This is a genomic window from Variovorax sp. CCNWLW225 (genome assembly GCF_037204045.1).
Lineage (GTDB): Bacteria > Pseudomonadota > Gammaproteobacteria > Burkholderiales > Burkholderiaceae_C > Variovorax.
In genome coordinates this window covers 282,693-301,559 of the sequence record NZ_JBBCBV010000002.1, presented here as the reverse complement: position 1 = coordinate 301,559, position 18,867 = coordinate 282,693, and the positions used below count along the sequence as shown (strand labels likewise).

Below are 18,867 nucleotides of genomic sequence, written 5' to 3'. Positions count from 1 at the left end.
ATGTTGTTCCTTTTGTTTTGATGCCGCCGGCTTACCAATGGAAGCCCGCACCGGCCGCCACGCCGATCTTTCCGCGCGAGTTGGCCGAGCCGCTGAACTTGACGACCCAGCGGCCGTTGTCCGAAAGCTTCGACACGCCCAGGGCAAGGGCGGCCTGGCCGTCGAAGCCCGCGACGCCCGCGGACACCATGCTCTTGCCCGGGATGTAGGCCTGCGGCATGTTGGCCATTGCCATCGCACCAGCGGCACCGGCGCTCGCGTCCTTGGCAATGCTGCGGATCTCGCCGCCCAGCGAGTTGACGCGCGCATCGGTGTACGCGTTGGCTCCGGCGATGCCGGCATTCAGCTGGTTCACGTTGACCGCGTCGGTGCCGGCCACACCGGGCGCCACGTTGTGCACCGTGACCGGGCCCGTCGCGCCGCTGCCGCCCATGCTCACGCTGTTGTAGTTGATCGAGCCGTCCGGGTTGGTGTCGTACTTGACCGTCGACTGGTCGATCACCGCCACCACGCCTTGCACCCCGCGCAGCTGCGACACGTTCACCGCGTCGCTGTCGGCCGTGCCGGCCGCCACCCCGGTGATCTGCCGGAACTGCCCGTTGGCCGCATCACCCACCGACACCGCCGCCAGCGTGCTGGTGGTTGCGCCGATGGCGATGCGCTGCGCATCGGTGGCCGTGGGCGGCACGAAGCCGGCCACGCCCGCCGCGGTGGAAGCCACCGAGCCCGCGCCCAGTGCCACGCCGCCCGCTTGAGTCACGCTGCTGCCTGCGCCCAGTGCCACGCCTTGAACCCCGGCGGCGGACGCATTGGTGCCCAATGCGATCGAGTCCGCCAGATGCGAAGTGGCACCCTGGCCAATGGCAATGCCGCCCGGCGCGGTTTGCTGCACGATGGCGCCGTTGCCGATGCCCACGCCGTTGTTGCCGTTGACCACCGTCTGCGGCCCGACCGCTACCGACTCGGCGCCAATGGCCAGCGAGTCCGCAGCTGTGGAGTTGGCGTGGAAATACAGCGTGGGCGTGACGGCGAACGATTGCAGCGCGCCGCTGAGTTGCCGCACCGTGACTGCATCCTGCGCCTCGGTGCCGTCGGCCACGTTGGTGATCTGGCGGTACGTGGTCGCGCTGCCGACCGAGAGCGCGCCAAGCAGCGTGCGGTCGGTGGTGTTGTATTCGATGAGGCTGCTGCCGGCTGGAATGCTGCCGGTCGACGGCGCCACGAAGCGGTCGGAAACCGAGCCCGAGCCGAGTGCGACGCCGCCGTCGACCGTGGCACTGGCGCCGAGACCCTGCGCGATACTGGCCACGCCGCTGGCGGCCGCGTCCTTGCCTGAGGCAATGGCGTCGGCGGCCGTAGCGCCTTCGTTGGCCTCGTTGCCGCCGCCCGTGGAGCTGACGCTGTAGTACCGGGTCTTGTTGGCTGTGACCGTGCTGCTCAGGTTTTCGATCGACTGGTTGGTGGCGAACAACTGGCTGCCGTTGATCGCGTCGGTCGAGGTGCCGGAAATGCTGCCGGCTGCCACATTGGTGATGGTGCGTTCCGCACCTAACACGCCCACACTGACCGTGCTCGTCGGCGTGGCTCCAGCGAAGACATAGGGGTTGCCGTCGATCACGATGCCGCCAGTGCCGACTGCCTTGGAGGTCGTGGAACCGAAGCCCAGCGCGACATCTCCGGCGTTGTTGGCCACCGCGTTCGGCCCGATCGCGACTGAGTTGGTCCCCACGGCGCTCGAGTCGGGCAGGACGGAGTTGGCGTGGAAGTATTTGATGCCCGCGCCGTTGTTGATGTTTCCGACCTGGCTGTTGAGGTTGTTGATCGAACTCGTGTTCAACGTCACCTGCTGGTTGGTGGCGAACAGCTGCGAGCCGTTGACGGCGTCGGTCGAGATGTCGGTAATTTGGCCGGCCGCAACATTGGTGATCGTGCGCTCTGCACCCAGCGCACCCACGCTCACCGTGCTCGTTGGCGTGGCTCCAGCGAAAACATAGGGATTGCCGCCGATCGTGGCACCTGGTGTGCCGACCGCCTTGGAGGTTGTGGAGCCTAAGCCCAGCGCCACGTCGCCAGCGTTGTTGGCTACTGCGTTCGGGCCGATGGCGACGGAATCCGTGCCCAGGGCCTGCGAGTCGGGCAGGGTGGAGGTGGCGTGGAAGTACTTGATGCCTGCACCATTGTTGATGCCGCCAATCTGGTTGTTGAGGTTGGTGATCTGGGTCGAGTTCAAGTCCACCTGTTGGTTGGTGCCGAACAGTTGCGAGCCGTTGATGGCGTCGGTCGAGGTGCCGGTAATTTGGCCGGCCGCCACGTTGGTGATCGTGCGTTCAGTTCCCAGAGCGCCAACGCTGACCGTGCTCAGCGGATTGGTGCCGGCGAAGTTGTACGGATTTCCGCCGATCACAATACCGGTCGTTGCGATGGCCGTGTCTGTCACCGAACCCGAACCCAGCGCCACGTCACGCGCGTTCTTGGCCACTGCCGTGTCGCCGAACGCAATCGCACCCGCGGCCAGTGCGCTGCTGGTGCTGCCGATCGCGACGCTTCCTTGGCCGACCACCGTGTTCTGGTAGCCGATGCCGACTGCACCTTGCGCCGCCGTGCCGGCGACGCCCACATCCTGACCGCCGCCGCCAACCTTGTTGGTGTTGCCCATCGCCACGGACCCGTTGCCAGTGGCGGTGTTGTCCATGCCGTTCGCGACTGCGCCGTCGCCCGTCGCGGTGTTCGGATCACCGATGGCGACCGCGCCGTTGCCGTTGGCCACGTTGCCGGAGCCGATGGAAACCGACCGGCCGCCAGTAGCGGTGGCGTTGGTGCCGATCGCAACCGCCTCGGCCGAATCGGCTCGGGCACTCCTGCCGACCGCAATGGCGTTCGCGGCCGAAGCGGTGGCCAGGCGGCCAACCGCAATTGCTTCCGTCTGGGTCGCGGACGTCTCTCCGCCGATGGCAATGGCATCGGCGGCTGCCGCGTTGGCGCCCGCCGTCGCGTTGCCGCCCAGTGCCAGAGAACCGGCAGCGGAAGCCCGCACAGCGGTCGCGGCATTGGTGCCACCTGAACCGAGTGCGGTGGCATTGGCCGCAGTCGCGGCGGTCCGGGTACCCATTGCGACGGCGTCGGCACCGGCAGCGCGCGTTGCGGCACCCATTGCGACTGCGCGGTCCTGAGATGCCTCCACATCCGTGCCGACGGCGATGGCACCCTGCGCAGTGGCGCCCGCTCCAGCAGCGGTGCGCGCGCCAAGATTGATGGAATTTATCTTGGAGGCGATCGACTGGAAGCCGATTGCGATGCCGTTTTGGCCGCCGGCGCTGGCGTTGCTGCCTTGCGCGATAGCATCCTGTGCGGAAGCAGTTGCGTTTGAACCGATGGCGGTCGCCCTGTCCAAACTCGCATTCGCGTTCAGGCCGATCGATGTCGTCGTGCTGCTCGCGACGCCGATGCCCGCATTGGTGCCGATGGCGATATTGTCGTTGCCACTGACCAAGCTGCCTGCCGCAGCTTTCAGTGTGCCGTCGTAGGCGACCGTGCCGTCGCCTGTGCCGAAGGCAAGGTTGCGCGTTCCTGTGACGCCCGAACCTGCGCCCCGCATCACGCTCGCCGTGCCTCCGCCCAACGCGGTGTTGAGCGCACCGGTGACCAGCGTTCCGGCGGCAACACCTACAGCGACCGAACCTGTGTTGGCAATCGTCGAGCCCGCGCCGGCACCTTGGCCGACCGCAACGGTGCTCGCCCCGATGGCGAGCGCTTGCGCTCCGAGTGCCAGCGAGCTATTCCCTTGCGCCACGGCGCTGTTGCCGACAGCGGTGGCCGCTTCGCTGGTGGCCTGTGACGCGTTTCCGAGCGCAACCGTGCGCAACGCCGTCGCCCTTGCGGTTACGCCGATGGCGGTCGCAAACGCATCGGTTGCAGCTGCCTGGATGCCAAGAGCAACGGCACCGGCTCCGCTCGAAGTCACGTCTGTACCGATCGCAATGGCGCTCTCGGCCAATGCACCCGTTCCGGGGGCGGTGCGCGATCCCAGATAAAGGGCATTCGTCGCAGAGGCAATGGCGTTGATGCCGAGACTCGTGGCATTCAGCCCGGTACTCGAGGCGTTGAAACCTATGGCAGTGGCTCCGCCGAAAGTCGCTTGGGATTGTTGACCCGCACAGGTCGAGCTGCCGCTGTAAGAGTAGTAGGGCGCTGCAGCGCAGAGCGCCTGTGCCTGTGCCCACGAGCACCATCCCAAACTGCTCATCGCCAGCAGCGCAGTCAGAACACCCCTGCGCAGGCGTCGCGGCGGGAGCGATGCTTGTGCGCTAACCACGGCGGAACGTGCCACGCAACTTCCACTGCGCTTACCTCGAGCACTGGTGGTCTCCGGCGCCGCAACCCAAGCCCCGAGGGATTCATTCCAAAGTGAGCGATAAGTAGTGTTCATTTGCTCCGTCCGTGCGTATAAAAGTTTTAATGAACGATGTGAGTCGTCCAACGTTTTGCAAAAATATGAAATATTGTTTTGCAAACAAATATTAAAAGAGGGGCGAAGTGTTGTAACTGAGGATGTCTCGTTTTGGCGTCATCTTTCTGAATTCATGAAATCTTTCAATTGAAATTTATTCTGTCATAGTAATATAAAGTTACTAATAGAATTAAGTTCATACATTTGTGGTCTGTGGTTTGTAGAAGTTGGTTGTCATCAAGAGGCCCCGTCTAGCGGCGCCTAACGTGCGACCATTTGCGCTATAGCTCCGTGCAACGAATGCAGAGTGTCCGCTGGCGGCACGAGTCTGATAATTGAACGCATATTGATGCATTCCAAATATGCAATCGATAAATGTCGATACACCTTGTGTTTTTGAAATTTTATTTCTATTTACAGCTAAAATCTTCTAAAACACGCTAAAGACGAGTTGCGTGCAAACATCGGTATCACGCTCGGCTTCACATCGCCGGAAAGCGCCCGTAAGCTTGTGGAGTTCGGATTTCAGTCCGACGCTGGTGGCTAAATAAAACTAAAGATCGCCCAATTGAGGTGAGCCACGGGCTGTGCACGCCCAGTGAATCGAAATTGCCGCAATGCAGTGTGACGGTGATGCGAGCGCTTTGCGCTCATCCCGTTGCGCCCGAACAGCGCTTCTGCCAGACGGCAAGAAAACTGTACAAACATACAGTATGATTGCCGGGCTGGCCTCTGGCCCCCAAGTCGGCCATGTCCGACAACCGGGCCGGCGCTCCAAACCTACTTTGCCGTTGCCCCGATCCTTGGTTCTTCCTCTCGGGGCCCTTGACGTGGCGACATCGTCAGGGCTTCCGCCCAGCCCCCTCCGGGCTGGGCTTTTTTTTTGCCTGGCCGGCGATCATCAGATCGCCCTCGTTCAAAACGACGTCAGAACGACCAGTTCAGGTTGACCTTGAACCCATGGTCCTGCAGCCGGTCTCCAAACTGCCCTGAGTACGAGGCATTCAATGCCAGGTTGGGGCGCAGCTGCGTTTCAATGCCGGCCTCGAGCACCGCAACGTCCTCTGCCAGCGGAACACCCGACAGCGTGAACGGCACACTGCCGGCAAACGCGTGGGTGCTCGTCGGCGTGGCGCCGCCGAATGCATGGCGCCAGCCGAGTGTGCCGCGCAGGCGAATGCTTTCGCTGGCCTGCATGCTTGCGCGCACGCCAATGGTCGAGAAGGTTGCGTCGGTGCGGCCGCCGTAGCCAAACAGCGCGGCAAGGCCGCCTTGCTCGACGAACGCATCGCTGCGCAGCCGCACATGGGCCAAGCCCGCAAAGGGCTCCAGCGTGGCGGCGCCCAGGTCGATGCGATGGCCCAGCTCGCCAAAGACTTGGGTCGTGCTGCTGTCGTACTTGCCGGCCAGGCTGCCCGCAAAGCCTGCAAAGGCGACCGAGCGGCTCGTGTCCGTCTTGTTCCAGCTGTGGCTCACGCCCAGGCGCAGCGCCGTCGCGCCCGTGGCGCCCCATTGGGTACCGCCATAAACGCCGAGGTGGTAGCTCTCGGTCTTGCTGCTGCTGTTGCGCGTGCTGGTGTCCGCGCTCGCGCGGCTGTAGCCGCCCAATGCGCCCACGCGCCAGCCCGCGGCAATGCCCGTGTCCGCGCCGACGAAGAACCCGCCGATGTCGCGCTTGAGCTTGGCGGCGTTGCCGTCGCTGTCGATGCGGCCCCACGAGCCGAACACCTGCGCCCAGCCCGCGCGCGCCTGGCTGTCTTCGGGCGTGCAGCCGGTGCCGGCCTGCATCGGCTTTTGCGCAGCGCCGCTTGCCGCGCTGCCGGGCGCGCACGCGGCGCTGCGCAGCCGGTCGACTGCGGCGTCGCGCACAAAGCGGCTGTCTTCCAGCGCCGCGGTCTTCGAAGAGGCATGGATGTCTGCCGACAGCTGGTTCAGCGCATCGCGCGCCGCAAGGTCGTTGGGCAGCCATGCCACGGCGGTCGAGAGCGGGTTGCTGCCCGGCAAGGTTTCCAGCGCGCCGCCAACCGCCACCTCGTTGGGTGTGGTCGCAGGCTCGGTGAAGCTGCGTGTTTTCTGGGCCAGCAGATAGACATGGTTCGCGTCGTAGCTGTCCGTCACGCGCACGAAGGCACTTTCGGTGTCGCCCGTCAGGTTGTAGGTGCCGATCACGCTGCCGTCGGCGCTCAGCACCGTGTAGCGGGTGCCAATGCCGAAGCTGCCGCTGCCGGTGCGAACGACTTCGAGGCGTGCGCCGCTCGCAATGTTGGCGCTGCCGCTCACGCGCACCAGGTCGGAGGCAGTGGACGCCGGGTCCACTTCGACCTGGTAGGTCGAGCCCGCCAGCTGCGCGAAGTTGCCGTTGATGCCGAGCGTGCCGATGGAATTGCCTGGTGCAACTGTGCCGGCAACCGTTGTGCCGCCCACCGAGCCCGAGCCCTGAAGCCGGCCAGCCGCCAGCACATTCATGGTGCCGCCGAGCGTGCCGTTGACGGCCAGCGTGCCGGCCTCCACCGTGGTGGTGCCGGCAAAGGCCGCGCTGTTGCCGGTGAGGTTGGTCATGCCCGTACCGACCTGGCGAATGGCGCCGCTTCCGGAAATGTCGCCGCCCAGATCGAGCCGGTTGGCGCGGTTGAAGACGAACGTGCCATCGTTCACCACATTGCCGGCAATGGAGCCCGACGTGCCGCCGCTGCCCAGTTGCAGCGTGCTCGCGGTGCTGATCGCCGTGCCGCCGGTGTAGGTGTTGGTACCCGTGAGCACCTGTGCACCGCCCGCGAGCGCGAAGCTGCCCGTGCCTGCGATGGCGCCGCTGAAGGTGTCCGCGGCCGCGGTCAGGGTGAGGGCCTTGCCGCCGAGCGTGACGGCGCCGCTGCCCGAGAGGCGCTGCACGCTGGTGCCTGCCGCGCTCACGCCAGAAATATCGAAGGTGCCATCGGCGATCACCTGGCTAGAAGTGGCCACGGAGCCGGCTCCGGCAAGCGCGAGCGTGCCGGCGCCAATCGTGGTGCTGCCGGTGTAGCTGTTGGCGCCGGTGAGTACCATCGTGCCGCCGTTCACGGTCAGCTGCGTGTTGCCGCTGACCGTGCTGTCGATCTGCGCATTGCCCGAGTTCATGGTGACGCTGTTCATGCCAGTGATGGCAAAGGCCGCGCCGTGGATGAAGCTGTTCGTGCCCAGGTTGAAGTTCAGCGCATCGGCGCCGTCACCGGTGAGGTTGCCGGCGATGGAGCCGCCCGCGATGTTCAGGGTGTCGGTGCCGCCGCCGAGCAGCACATCGCCAGTGAGGGCGCCGGAGGTGGTGATGGTGGTGTTGCCGCCGATTTCGTCGATGCCATCGCGATTGAGGTCACCGTCGCGGAGGGCGACGCCGGAGGCGCCTGCGCCGATAGTGACGCCTGCGCCGATGTTGACGATGCCGCCGTTTGCCCCCGCTGTGTGGATTGCGGCGCCGAAGGCGCTGCCGCCGGTGACGGTGCTGCCGCCCATCACAGCAACGGCGTAGGTGCTATTCGTGCTCACGGCCAAGATGCCATCGCCGTTCTTGCCGGCTGCGCTGACCACACCGCCTGTCATCTCCACAAGGGCCTGGCCGCTGCCTCTGGACTCGGACCAGAGGCCATGGCCACCCGCGGAAACTACCGAACCCCCAGACATACGGATCTCGGCAACGCCCGTGCCGGCCTTGGCGCTGGCAAAAGAGCGAACGGCAGAACCTGCCCCTGATAGTGTCTCGACCGAACCACCGTTGATCACAGCGGTTGCCTTGCTCGTGAATCCGGCCGAGACCAGAATTGCATTGCCAGTGCTCGTATTGCGGACCTGTCCGCTATTCAACGTGAATTGTGCGTCGCCATTGCTGACGATATTTACGGTCGGGCTGCTACCGCCTGAGGTGACTGAACCGCCATCCAGCGTGAAAGCGGCAACCCCTGTAGTTCGAGAGTTGACGACGCTCACCGCTGGATTTGTCGCGGTGGTGATCGAGCCGACACTTGCGGCATTGACGACCAAGTCAGCGTGGGTCGTACCGGTCGTGTTCTGAACCCTCACCCCGAAACTGCCCCCGACGGTCATGAGCGGGTTGTTCAGGTTAAGCGTCAACGAGTCAGCCGCCGTGTAGATGATCCCCGCCGGATAACTGGCGCCCAAACAGGAAATCGTGTCCGCCCCAGCCACTTCGGCGCCGCACTCGTTAGCGGCTCGCGCCATCTGCGGCGCTGCCGCGAACAGAGCAACTGCGAGTGCAATGGCCGAAACGGGGAACACGGCAGCACCGGCTGGCGCTGCGTTGCGCGGCGCAGCGGCCGGGCGCTCGTTTTTCTTTGAAACGAGACGCTTGAGCCCCGCATTGCCTTCGCACGATGTCATCTGAAAACTCCTGGAAACAGAAGCTCAGATCATCACGCGCTGAAACCATTCTTACAACCAGACACGTAAGTGGAAAATCCTAACGTGTGTGAATTTCTGCCTCGGATGTGGGCTGATCGACACACGCACGCCAGAAGTCAACGCGCTTATTTGTGGCGTCCAGTTCGATCGTGCTGTCGCCAGCAGAACCGCGCCGCACTCTTGTGCATTCGGATCGAAGAATTGCTGCCTCGTTTCGGAGGCGAACGGACTCCGATATCAGTTGGTTTGCAACTGCGTTGAGCGCCGCAATCCTTAGCGCCAGATCCAAGCTGCTTTCAGTGCACATGCCCCTGATACGAGTCCGATGCGCTTTTGGATTGGGCTCGGGTGCTGGGCTGCCTTTTGCAGCTTGATGAAGAGGGCGCACGGCGAGTTGCTCGCGCAAGTGCCTGGGTGCCTACGGCCGGATCACGATCTGAGGCTGTATGACGACGGTGGGCGGCTCCACCGGCTGGGGCGCCGCATAGTAGGGGCCGTCATATTGCCGAGGGCGCGCGGCGCGCTCCTTGCACTTTCGCTCCTCTTTGTATTCGCCGCCTTTTTCCCACTTGCGTTCGACCTTGCAGCGGCCGTCCCAATATTCCTCCTTGTGTTCGCGCTTTCCGTGGCGACCCTTGCCGTAGCCATGGCCGCTTTCGTCTTTGTGCGGGTCTGCCAAGGCGGGAGCCACCAGGCCGCCGGCCAGGAGGGCGGCAAGGGCCAAAGGGCGTAGCAGGCATTTCATGACCAACTCCAAAAAATGTGAATTCTTCCCATCCTACCCGCTCCAGGACTGCCGTCCGACAGGCCGGGCAGGGCATCGCGATACCTTCGAGTTCTCTCTCAAGGAGCGATGCGGCAAGTGTCAGCGTCGAAGAAAAAAACGCATCCAACGAGGTTCAGCCATGCCGTTGTTCTACTTGCTAAGCCTGCAGACCGCCTTGCTGCCCAAGGTGGTGACGAGACCCGAAGATGTTCAGTACGTGAGCGTGTTGAAAGCAACCGGGCTTGTCGAAGCGGACATCGCGCCGGCGTCCGACGCGTGGGGCAAGTACCACATTGCCCGGACAGCGACCGTGACGCGCATCACCGAAGACGGGCTCGCGGAAATCAACAAGATGCTGCATGAACCCCGTCGAATGGCGAGGACGCTGCAGATTGCCAGGAACAAGATGCGGCGTTCGTCGTTGGCTTGAACGCACCGCCTAAAAAGTAAATGCCCCGCTACCTTTAAAGTAGCGGGGCATTCAGAGGCCTTTACGGCTTTTTAGTGGCTCCTCGACCTGGGCTCGAACCAGGGACCTACGGATTAACAGTCCGGCGCTCTACCAACTGAGCTATCGAGGAACAAGCCTCAGATTATAGCGTGATTTTTTGGGCCTTTCGAACCCGCGAATACGTCCGCGATAAATTTTTGAAAATTTTTTGAGCGGCGCTCACAGCGAGACGGTCAGGCCAAGTCGCAGCGTGCGCGGTGCTCCCGGAAACAGGTACACATGGCCGAACTGGTAGGGCGATTCTTTCCAGTAGCGGCGGTCGAAAAGGTTGTCGACGGCAAGGCTCCAGCTGGTCTGAACGCCGCGCAGTTTGGTGTCGTAGCGCAGTACCGCATCGACGCGGGTCCATGAGGGCAGGGTGATCGAACCATCGGGCAAAACGTTGCGCCGGCCTTCATGCGAAAGCTGTCCCAGCAGCTCGAGGCCGGGCACCGATGCAACGCGGTACGCAGCCTGCGCGCGCAGCACCTGCTTGGGCACGTTGGTGGGCCACTGGCCGTTGATGGCGGGCTCTGCGGTGCTGTTGCGGCGCTTGGCATCCATGAGCGTGACGCTGCCGCCAAGGCGCCAGGGGCCGGTGTTCCATTGCGCGCCCGCTTCGAGCCCGCGGTGCACCGCGCTGCCGTCGTAGCGGCCATCGCACGGCGTGGTGCCAAGCCGGTTGCAGGCGTCGAGGTTCGTCATCGGGCGCTTGATGTCGAACCACGCAAGCTGCCAGTTGAAAACGTCACTGCCCCCCTTGAGGCCAACCTCCCACTGGCGGGAGGTGAGTGCGGGAAGCGCTTCGCCGGCGTTGGTGTACTGCGAGCTCTTGTTCGGCACCACCTGCGACTCCACGCCCTTGCCCCAGCTTGCGTATGCCAGCAGCCCGGGCTGGATGGCGTAGCTGGCGGCAACCCATGGCGTGGTGATGCCGTCCTTGTAGCCGGTGGGGCGCGAGCCGTCGGTGCGAATGCTGTCGCGGTCGAGCCGCGTGTGGCGCAACCCGACCCAGGTGGTGAAGCGGCTGTTCCAGCGAATGGCGTCCTGCACCGAAAGCTCGGTCGAGCGCTCGTCGCGGCTGGTGTTGGCGTCGGTCAGCGTCGGGTCCGCCGGCACGATGGCGGTGGCCCAGATGTTGCCGGTGCCGACGTAGTTGTAGGCCTGGTCCTGAAAGCGGTTGCGCACGCGGCTTGCGAGCAGGCCAAAGCCGAGCTCATGCCGCACGCCGCCGGTCATCACGTTGCCCTTGAGGTTCAGGCTGCCGGCGGTTTGCGTGCGCCGCTCGTTCTCGCTGCGAAAGTCGTAGAAGTCGAAGGTGCCGTCGGAGCAGTAGCGGTCGTAGTTGCCTTCGGCGCCGCAGCCGAAGGCGTAGGCCAGGCGGTCATCGGTCTTGAGCCGCTGCTGGCCGATTTGCGCACTCCAGCGCCAGTCGGCGTTGAGTGCCTGGCTGAAGCGCACGCTGCCGGTGAGCGCATTGAACTCCGAGGGCTGCGACCACGGCTGGTTGTTCAGGTTGATTTTCGGATCGACCGGCGCGGGCAGCGTGTTGCCCAGCAGGCTGAAGCCGTTCTGGCTCGGCTGCGTCTTGTGGCTGCGCTCGATCTCGAATTCGAGCACCGAGTCGCGCGTGATGCGCCAGTCGCCGGCCAGCGAAAACATGTTGCGGTTGCCGTCGAGGTTGTGCGTGAGCGGCTTCAGGTTTTCGTTCACCACGTTGAGGCGGTAGCCGAACTCGCGGTTCGCACCGAAGCGCCCGCCAAGATCGAGCGCGCCCAGCACGCTGCCGCGGCTGGTGATCTCGAGGCGCAGCGTGCGAAGGTCTTGCTCGGTCGGGCGCTTGACCACGTAGTTGACCAGCCCGCCCGGCGCACTGGTGCCGGCCTGGATGCCGCTGGTGCCGCGCAAGATTTCAACGCGCTCCTTGTTGTCGAGCGGAATCGATGTCTCGGCGCTGATCGGCAAGCCCTCGCGTCGGTAGTTGAAGCGGTTGTCCAGCACAAAGCCGCGCACGGACAGGTAGTCCCAGTAGCCGGCCGAGTTGTAGGCATCGGTCACCGACGAATCGAACTGCGTGAGGTCCGCCAGTCGGCGCGCGCCGCTCGCGCGGAGCTGCGTGCTGTCGATGACCGTGGCCGAGAGCGGCAGCTCGCGCACCGGCACGTCGCCGAAGCCGCTCACGTCGGCTTGCGGCGAGGCATTGCTTTCGTTGACCGTGATGGCGGGCAGCTCTGTTGGCTGCTGGGCTTGCGCGCTGCCGGCCGCCAGAAGGAAGGCGGCGGCCGTTGCGCGCGAAACCGGCGACAGCGGCCATGCGCGAAGAAGAGATTGCTTTTTGGTCATTGTTGTTCTGTTCATGCGGCGGCTGCGCTCATGGCAGCCATCCATTGCGCGGCCGTGGCCTCAGGGTTGTCTGCGGTGACAAGCGCGCGCACCACGGCGACGGAGCCGACACCGGTGGCCAGCACCTCAGGCAGGCGCACCGCATCGATGCCGCCGATGCCCACTTGCGGATAGCCGCGCAACAGGCGCGCATACGCTGCGAGCCGCGCCACGCCTTGTGGGGCCGTCGCCATTTTCTTGAGGGTGGTCGGGTACACCGCACCCATGGCGATGTAGCTCGGGCTCACCGCGTCGGCGCGCACCATCTCGGCGTAGCCGTGGGTGCTCACGCCAAGGCGCAAACCCGCATCGCGTATTTGCTGCACCTGCGCTGGTGAAAGCGCATCGAGGTCTTCCTGGCCAAGGTGCACGCCGTAGGCACCCGCTGCAATGGCCGTTTGCCAATGGTCGTTGATGAAAAGCAGCGCGCCGGTGCCGCGCACGGCGTCGACCGCAGCCTGCACTTCGCGTTCGACGATTGCCGCACCGCCTGACTTGAAGCGCAGCTGCACGGTGGGCACGCCGGCGCGCGCCATGCGGCCGACCCATTGCGCATCAGGCAGCACGGCGTACAGGCCGAGCCGTTCGGGGCAGGGCGCAAACGCGTCATCGCGCGCATTGGGCGGAAACGCGCGCATGCCGAAATCGGCCGGGGTCTCTGGCCATTGGCTTGCATCGAATGCGCCGGTGCGCACTGTCTGTGCCTGCCATGCGAGCGCGAGGCATTCGGCGTCGATCTCGATGAAGCCGAGCGCCGCGCAAGCCTGCTTGGCGCCGCGGTACACGGGGTCGTCCGACGAAAAGCTGCCGGCTGAAATGGCCGCGGCCGTGATGGCGCCAAAGCGCAAGCCATGGGCAGCGACGATGGCGTGGGCAACCGCCCGGTGGTCGTTCAATGCGGTCATGCTGTGTGATGCCAGAAGGGCGTGCCGAGCACCGGCGTGCTCGGCTGCGCGGAATCTTGCGCGGCCATGGCGCCGGAGCGGTAGGCGGCGCGGCCGGCATGCACCGCGTCTGCAAAGGCGCCGGCCATCGACACCGGGTCTTGCGCGAGCGCAACCGCTGTGTTGAGCAGCACACCGTCGTAGCCCCATTCCATCACCTGGCAGGCATGCGAGGGCAGACCCAGGCCCGCATCGACCAGCATCGGCACGCTGAGCCGCTCGCGCAGCAACTGCAGAGCGTAGGGGTTCACCGGCCCGCGGCCGGTGCCGATGGGCGCGGCCCAGGGCATGACGGCCTGGCAGCCCACGTCGACGAGGCGCTGGCACAGCACCAGGTCTTCGGTGCAATAAGGCAGCACCTGGAAGCCATCGCGAATCAGCTGCGACGCGGCATCGACCAGGTTCAGCGTGTCCGGCTGCAGCGTGTAGTCGTCGCCGATGAGTTCGAGCTTGATCCACGGCGTGTCGAAAAGCTCACGCGCCATCTGCGCCGTGGCAATCACTTCTTGCACGCTGTGGCACCCGGCGGTGTTGGGCAGCACCGGCACCGCAAGCCGGCGCAGCAGTTCCCAGAAACCGTTGCCGCTGTCGCTTGCGCCGGGACTCGCGGATTGGCGGCGCAGCGAGGCGGTCAGCATGGCAGGTTTGGCGCGCTTTACGGCGGCTTCGAGCAGGTCCGGCGAGGGGTAGCGCGCGGTGCCCAGCAGCAGGCGGCTGTGAAAGGTCTGACCGTACAGAACCAGCGGATCGCCGTCCGGAACGGAAGAGATTGAAGAGGTGGTCATGGTGTGTGTTGTCTCCGTCGCTATGTCGTTTTGTTCACCCGCCGGTCACGGGGCGGATCACTTCGATGCGGTCTTGGGGTTGCAGTGCGCGCGCCGCATAGGCGGAGCGCGGCACGAATTCGCGGTTCACGGCCACCGCAAAAGGCGGCACGGCGTTCAGCGCGGCGAGCGCATCCACAAGCGTGGCGCTTTCTGGCAGCGCAAAAGGCTTGTCGTTGATCAGCACGTCGATCGTCATGTGTCGGAAATCTCCAGGCCAAGGCTTTGTGCGAGCGCGGAGCGGCCATGCATCAGCAGCTCCATGGCGGCGTCGAGCACGGCGGGCGCGATCATGAAACCGTGGCGGTACAGGCCGTTGATCTGCAGCACGCGCGGATGCGGCTGGCGGATTGCGGGCAGGTTGTCGGGCAGCGTGGGGCGGCACTGCGTTGCAATCTCCAGGATGCGGGCCTCGGCGAAACCGCTGTGCACCGCATAGGCAGCGCTCAGCAGTTCGAGCGTGGAGCGCACGCTGGCGGGCGACATGTCGTCCGATTCGATTTCGGTCGCGCCGATCACGAACACGCCGCCGGGCTTGGGCGCGATGTAGAGCGGGTAGCGCGGATGCACCAGCCGGGTCGGCCGCTGCAACGCCACCTCGGGCGCATGCACGCGAATGACTTCGCCGCGCACACCGCGCAGTGCATTCCATTGAGGCTTGGCGCCGAGGCCGCGGCAATCGATCACGCGGTCGGGCTGGCCAGGTGCGCCCGGAGAAAAATCTTCCGGTGCGCGTGGCGACTGCCAATGCAGTTTCACGTCGGGGCTGGTTTGCAGCGTAGCGAGCAGTGCGGAAAGCAGCGCGCGGTTGTCGAGCTGGCCCTCGCCCGGAAGGAAGAGCCCTTGTGCGAAGCGCTGGCCCAGCGAAGGTTCCAGCGTGGCAATGCCGGAGCCGTCGAGCGCCTGCATCGCGGCGAGTTCGGGCACCTGGGCGCCGGTGCGGGCCAGCACGCGCGCGAGCCGCATTGCCTCGGCAGCATCTTGCCGGTGCCACAACACCAGCGTGCCTTCGCGCTGGAAGAACACCGGCTGCGCCAGCGGCGCCAGCAGTTCGGGCCAGCGGCTCAACGCGTACTGGCCCATCCGCACGACAGACACCGGGGCCACGGCCGACTCGGCCAGCGGGGCGAGCATGGCGGCCGCGACGCGCGCGGCCGCGCCTTCCGCCTCGGGACGGCCTGCTTCGAACAGCTCGACCTTGCAACCCGCCCGCGCCAGCGTGACCGCGAGCAAGCGCCCCATCAGCCCCGCGCCGAGGATGGCGGCCGATTGAAACGGAAGGCTCATGGCTTTGCTCCTTCCCCCTTTGGGGGAAGGTCGGGATGGGGGCGGTCAGAGCGCCCGATGCATACGCCGCTTGCCCCCACCCCAACCCTCCCCCGGGAGGGGAGGGAGCAAGGCAAGGCGAGTCGCCGATAATTTTCAGCATGACCCAAGCTGCACACCCAAACGCGCCCCGAGCGCCCCAGCGCTACGTGCGCGTGCTCTCGATTGCCGGTTCCGACAGCGGCGGCGGTGCGGGCATCCAGGCTGACCTGAAGACCTTCGCGGCGCTCGGCTGCTACGGCATGACGGCCATCACCGCGCTCACCGCGCAGAACACGCTGGGCGTTTCGGGCATTCAGAGCGTGCCACCCGCATTTCTCAAGGCACAGATCCAGGCGGTGGTCGAAGACATCGGCGTCGATGCGGTCAAGCTCGGCATGCTGCATGCGCCCGAGGTGGTCGAGGTGGTGGCCTGGGCCATAGATCACTATCGGTTGCCCAACGTGGTGCTCGACCCGGTAATGGTCGCCACCAGCGGCGATCGACTGATTGCCGCCGAAACCGTGCAGGTGCTGGTGCGCGAGCTGTTCCCACGCGCCATGGTGGTCACGCCCAACCTCGACGAGGCGGCCTTGCTCATCGGCCATGCCATCGACGGCATCGATACGCTCGACCAGGCGGCCGAAGAACTGCTGGCGCTTGGCGCACAGGCCGTGCTGCTCAAGGGCGGCCACTTGCCTGGCGACGAAGTGGTCGACGTGCTGCTGGGGCGTGGCGGTATGCGCAAGCGCCTGGCCTCGGCCCGCATTGCGAGCCGCAACCTGCATGGCACCGGCTGCACGCTGTCGTCCGCCATTGCCGCGCAGCTGGCGCTGGGCTTGGCGTTGCCCGAGGCCGTGGAGCGCGCGCGCGCCTACGTGCTCGGCGCCATGGCCGCCGGTGCGAGCGTGCGCATCGGCGAGGGACACGGTCCGCTCAACCACGGTTTTGCGCCAGTGCCGACGCACCGCCTGCCGTTGTTGTAGATGCCGGCTTGGGCCGGCTGAGCCACGCCAGCAGGAAGGTGGCCGCCAGCGTCGGCAGCGCGGAGCCGAACTGGGGCGCCCACTTGGCGGCAGCGTGATAGGCCGCGATGCCGGCAATCCAGATCAGCGCGGCGCCAAGGTCGACGCGGCGGTTATTGCCGACTGATGCAATGGCCCGGCCCGTGCCCAGTCGCCCCAGAATCACGCCGTAGAGCGGCACGAACACCGAGCTCAGCATCAGCAAAAATGGCTCGAGCGTGTGCATGGGCAGCACCAGCGCCAGCCCGGTGCACAGCGCCGCGATCAGCAGGCCCCAGCGGCGCACGCTCCAGCGCGGCAGCAGGCTGTGGGTGGACACTGCACCCGAGTACACGTCGCCGTACGCGTTGTCGAGCTCGTCGATGAGGATCAGGCCGAGCGCCACCAGCCCGCCCTGTGCGAGCAGCAGGGCGGTGACCAGCCCGGTGCCCGGCTCCGCCACGCTCACCACCATCACGCCGAGCGCGTAGCACCAGATGTTGGCCAGCGCGTAGCCGAGCCAGGTGCCGGTGAATGCGCTGCCGAGGCCGCCCCGTCCGTTGGCATTGCGCTTGCCGTGGCGGGCATAGTCGGCCACCAGCGGCAGCCACGACACCGGCATTGCAATCACCAGGTCGAGCGCGCTGAACATGCCCATGCCGCCGGCACCCGGCCGGGCCCAGAAGGCTTCAAGACCCTTTGCCTCGAGCCGCGTTGCGAACTGCCAGGTGAGCCATACCAGCGAAAGCACCACCAGCGGCAGGCCGAAGCGGCTGACGAAGCGCCGCACCAGCTTGACCATGGAACCCGCCAGCAGCGCCAGCAGCACCGCGCCCCAGAGCAGGGTGGTAAGGGCGCCGCCCAGCGGCCCGGTGAGCGTGAGCCCGAACGCCTGCTGGCCGATGGCCTGCGTGCCCTCGCGCATGATCACCAGCTCGAAGGTGGTCCAGCCGACCAGCTGCACGATGTTGAGCAGCACCGGCAGCCGCGCGAAGGCGCTGCCGTAGGTGGCGTGCATCAGCCCGGCGCTCGCCAGGCCGGTTTCGCAGCCCAGCCGCGCGGTCCATGCCAGAAGGCCCGCGCCGAGCAGCGAGCCCAGCACAATGGCAATGGCCGCATCGCGCGTGCCCACCGCCGGAACCAGGTAGGCGCCGATCTGCATTACCAGCAGCCCCACGCCCAGGCTGAACCAGAGCGATGCGTGGTCGTGCCAGCCGAACACGCGCTGCGACGCCGGCAAGGGCGTCAGCGCCTCGTTGGCGGAAGAAAAACTATCGTCGTGTGCCATCCAGTTGCTCCAGTGCAAAAGGTTTGGCAGGTGGGCGAGGCTCCGGCGGCGAAGCCATCGCGCGAGACAACGCGACAGGCCGCCGGACCAGCTTCCCTGCGCGAGGATTACCTCAGTCAGGTTCAAAGGGACTCTCTCAGTCAGCCCCGGAACGGATTCCGGTTCGACACCCCTAGCGGTGGTGCTCCGCGCCGTGGCGCAAAGCGGAAACTATTGTACGAGCCTGCGCGCGAAAGCTTCCAAACCATCGATGACGATCTGGATATGCCGCTCGAAGCTGCTGTCCAGCGGCACGGTGCTGCCGTTGTCCCAGCGCACGATGAAGGCCTGGTTGGCCAGGAGCGGCAGGTTGCGCGTGAGCACCGGGTGATCGAGCGGGCGAATGGTGTGGACGCGCTCGCGCAGCTCCTCGGCCCAGGCCTGGGTGTTGTCCGAGGGCAGGGGGGAGAACTCCATCGTCACGAAGCCGAGCATGGCCGCAATCACGCAGTTGTAGGCCTCCAGCAGGGGCTGCCCTTCGAACCCGGCCTCGACCAGGGCTGCGAGCACGCCTTCCACCAGCTCGATGGGCAGGCTGCCGTTCGACACCAGTTGCGCGCCCAGCAACTGCGCCACGTTGGGGTGGCGGCGCACCGCGGCACGGCAGCGACGGAACAGCTGCGCGATCCATTCCTGCCAGGCCTGCTTGGCGGGCGGCGGCGTGACATCGGCCATCACCATGGCGGCCACTTCGGCGAGCAGCGCCTCGCGCGTGCTCACATGCCAGTGCACCGTGGCCGGGTACACGCCCAGCCGCGCCGCGATCTCCCGCATGCTGAAAGCGCCGAGGCCGTACTCATCGATGTGCGCCAGGGCGGCTTCGGCGATGAGCCGCTTGGACAGCGCGCCGCCGCCGGCGGGGCGGCCGGCGGTCTTGGGTTTGGGCTCGGAGGTGGTCTTCTTCATGGATGCTGGCATTGTGCGGGCGCGAAATTGATTGTATAAATAATATTAATTGAGCGTTGATCAATTAATCAAAGGCGAACGCC

General features: G+C 65.6%; 12 protein-coding genes, 1 tRNA gene and 1 riboswitch. Of the genes, 2 read left to right on the top strand and 11 right to left on the bottom strand.

The genetic code is table 11. The features are described 5' to 3' along the window. Positions 1-31: 31 nt before the first annotated feature. The 3 genes from V9L20_RS05970 to V9L20_RS05960 form a co-directional block, all read right to left on the bottom strand. Positions 32-4,426: a YadA-like family protein gene (locus V9L20_RS05970; RefSeq protein WP_337295885.1), complete on the bottom strand. Its 4,395-nt coding sequence runs from the start codon at positions 4,424-4,426 to the stop codon at positions 32-34. 948 nt (positions 4,427-5,374) lie between these two features. Continuing rightward, on the bottom strand, positions 5,375-7,966 hold the full coding sequence (locus V9L20_RS05965; RefSeq protein WP_337295884.1) for an autotransporter outer membrane beta-barrel domain-containing protein: 2,592 nt from the start codon (positions 7,964-7,966) through the stop codon (positions 5,375-5,377). Positions 7,967-9,254: 1,288 nt separating this feature from the next. Next, a complete protein-coding gene (locus V9L20_RS05960; protein WP_337295883.1) occupies positions 9,255-9,581 on the bottom strand; it encodes a hypothetical protein in 327 nt (108 codons plus the stop codon). On the opposite strand from V9L20_RS05960, the gene V9L20_RS05955 reads away from it, so the two are divergent. Next, positions 9,580-10,032, top strand: coding sequence for a hypothetical protein (locus V9L20_RS05955; RefSeq protein WP_337295882.1), 453 nt, complete (start codon positions 9,580-9,582; stop codon positions 10,030-10,032). The genes V9L20_RS05960 and V9L20_RS05955 overlap by 2 nt on opposite strands. 75 nt (positions 10,033-10,107) lie before the next feature. On the opposite strand, the gene V9L20_RS05950 is transcribed toward V9L20_RS05955, so the two are convergent. From V9L20_RS05950 to V9L20_RS05925, 6 genes are all read right to left on the bottom strand, one after another. Continuing rightward, positions 10,108-10,183, bottom strand: a tRNA-Asn gene (locus tag V9L20_RS05950). 89 nt (positions 10,184-10,272) lie between these two features. After that, positions 10,273-12,435, bottom strand: coding sequence for a TonB-dependent siderophore receptor (locus V9L20_RS05945; protein WP_337295881.1), 2,163 nt, complete (start codon positions 12,433-12,435; stop codon positions 10,273-10,275). 11 nt (positions 12,436-12,446) lie between these two features. After that, on the bottom strand, positions 12,447-13,379 hold the full coding sequence (locus V9L20_RS05940; protein ID WP_337295880.1) for a thiamine phosphate synthase: 933 nt from the start codon (positions 13,377-13,379) through the stop codon (positions 12,447-12,449). After that, on the bottom strand, positions 13,376-14,203 hold the full coding sequence (locus V9L20_RS05935; protein ID WP_337295879.1) for a thiazole synthase: 828 nt from the start codon (positions 14,201-14,203) through the stop codon (positions 13,376-13,378). The genes V9L20_RS05940 and V9L20_RS05935 overlap by 4 nt, the downstream gene beginning before the upstream one ends. 34 nt (positions 14,204-14,237) lie before the next feature. Next, entirely contained in the window at positions 14,238-14,441 is a 204-nt protein-coding gene (thiS, locus tag V9L20_RS05930) for a sulfur carrier protein ThiS (RefSeq protein WP_126746451.1), read from the bottom strand. Next, complete coding sequence (locus tag V9L20_RS05925; protein WP_337295878.1) at positions 14,438-15,529, bottom strand: FAD-dependent oxidoreductase; 1,092 nt, start codon at positions 15,527-15,529, stop codon at positions 14,438-14,440. Before V9L20_RS05925 ends, thiS begins: the two co-directional genes overlap by 4 nt. A 140-nt stretch (positions 15,530-15,669) precedes the next feature. Here V9L20_RS05925 and thiD point away from each other — a divergent pair, with 140 nt between their 5' ends. After that, entirely contained in the window at positions 15,670-16,533 is an 864-nt protein-coding gene (gene thiD, locus V9L20_RS05920; RefSeq protein ID WP_337295877.1) for a bifunctional hydroxymethylpyrimidine kinase/phosphomethylpyrimidine kinase, read from the top strand. Here the strand turns inward: thiD and V9L20_RS05915 are convergent. Together V9L20_RS05915 and V9L20_RS05910 are read right to left on the bottom strand one after the other, a co-directional pair. Beyond that, positions 16,484-17,839, bottom strand: coding sequence for a purine-cytosine permease family protein (locus V9L20_RS05915; protein WP_337295876.1), 1,356 nt, complete (start codon positions 17,837-17,839; stop codon positions 16,484-16,486). The two genes, thiD and V9L20_RS05915, sit on opposite strands and share 50 nt — an antisense overlap. A 76-nt stretch (positions 17,840-17,915) precedes the next feature. Beyond that, positions 17,916-18,023, bottom strand: a riboswitch (TPP riboswitch). 26 nt (positions 18,024-18,049) lie between these two features. Then, positions 18,050-18,784: a TetR/AcrR family transcriptional regulator gene (locus V9L20_RS05910; protein ID WP_337295875.1), complete on the bottom strand. Its 735-nt coding sequence runs from the start codon at positions 18,782-18,784 to the stop codon at positions 18,050-18,052. Between the last annotated feature and the right edge of the window lie 83 nt (positions 18,785-18,867).

Coding starts and splice junctions, on each gene's coding strand:
- V9L20_RS05940 (WP_337295880.1), bottom strand. CDS start 13,379: ATGACCGCATTGAACGACCACCGGGCGGTTGCCCACGCCATCGTCGCT.
- V9L20_RS05970 (WP_337295885.1), bottom strand. CDS start 4,426: ATGAACACTACTTATCGCTCACTTTGGAATGAATCCCTCGGGGCTTGG.
- thiD (WP_337295877.1), top strand. CDS start 15,670: ATGACCCAAGCTGCACACCCAAACGCGCCCCGAGCGCCCCAGCGCTAC.
- V9L20_RS05910 (WP_337295875.1), bottom strand. CDS start 18,784: ATGAAGAAGACCACCTCCGAGCCCAAACCCAAGACCGCCGGCCGCCCC.
- V9L20_RS05945 (WP_337295881.1), bottom strand. CDS start 12,435: ATGACCAAAAAGCAATCTCTTCTTCGCGCATGGCCGCTGTCGCCGGTT.
- V9L20_RS05935 (WP_337295879.1), bottom strand. CDS start 14,203: ATGACCACCTCTTCAATCTCTTCCGTTCCGGACGGCGATCCGCTGGTT.
- V9L20_RS05915 (WP_337295876.1), bottom strand. CDS start 17,839: ATGGCACACGACGATAGTTTTTCTTCCGCCAACGAGGCGCTGACGCCC.
- V9L20_RS05955 (WP_337295882.1), top strand. CDS start 9,580: ATGACCAACTCCAAAAAATGTGAATTCTTCCCATCCTACCCGCTCCAG.
- thiS (WP_126746451.1), bottom strand. CDS start 14,441: ATGACGATCGACGTGCTGATCAACGACAAGCCTTTTGCGCTGCCAGAA.
- V9L20_RS05960 (WP_337295883.1), bottom strand. CDS start 9,581: ATGAAATGCCTGCTACGCCCTTTGGCCCTTGCCGCCCTCCTGGCCGGC.
- V9L20_RS05925 (WP_337295878.1), bottom strand. CDS start 15,529: ATGAGCCTTCCGTTTCAATCGGCCGCCATCCTCGGCGCGGGGCTGATG.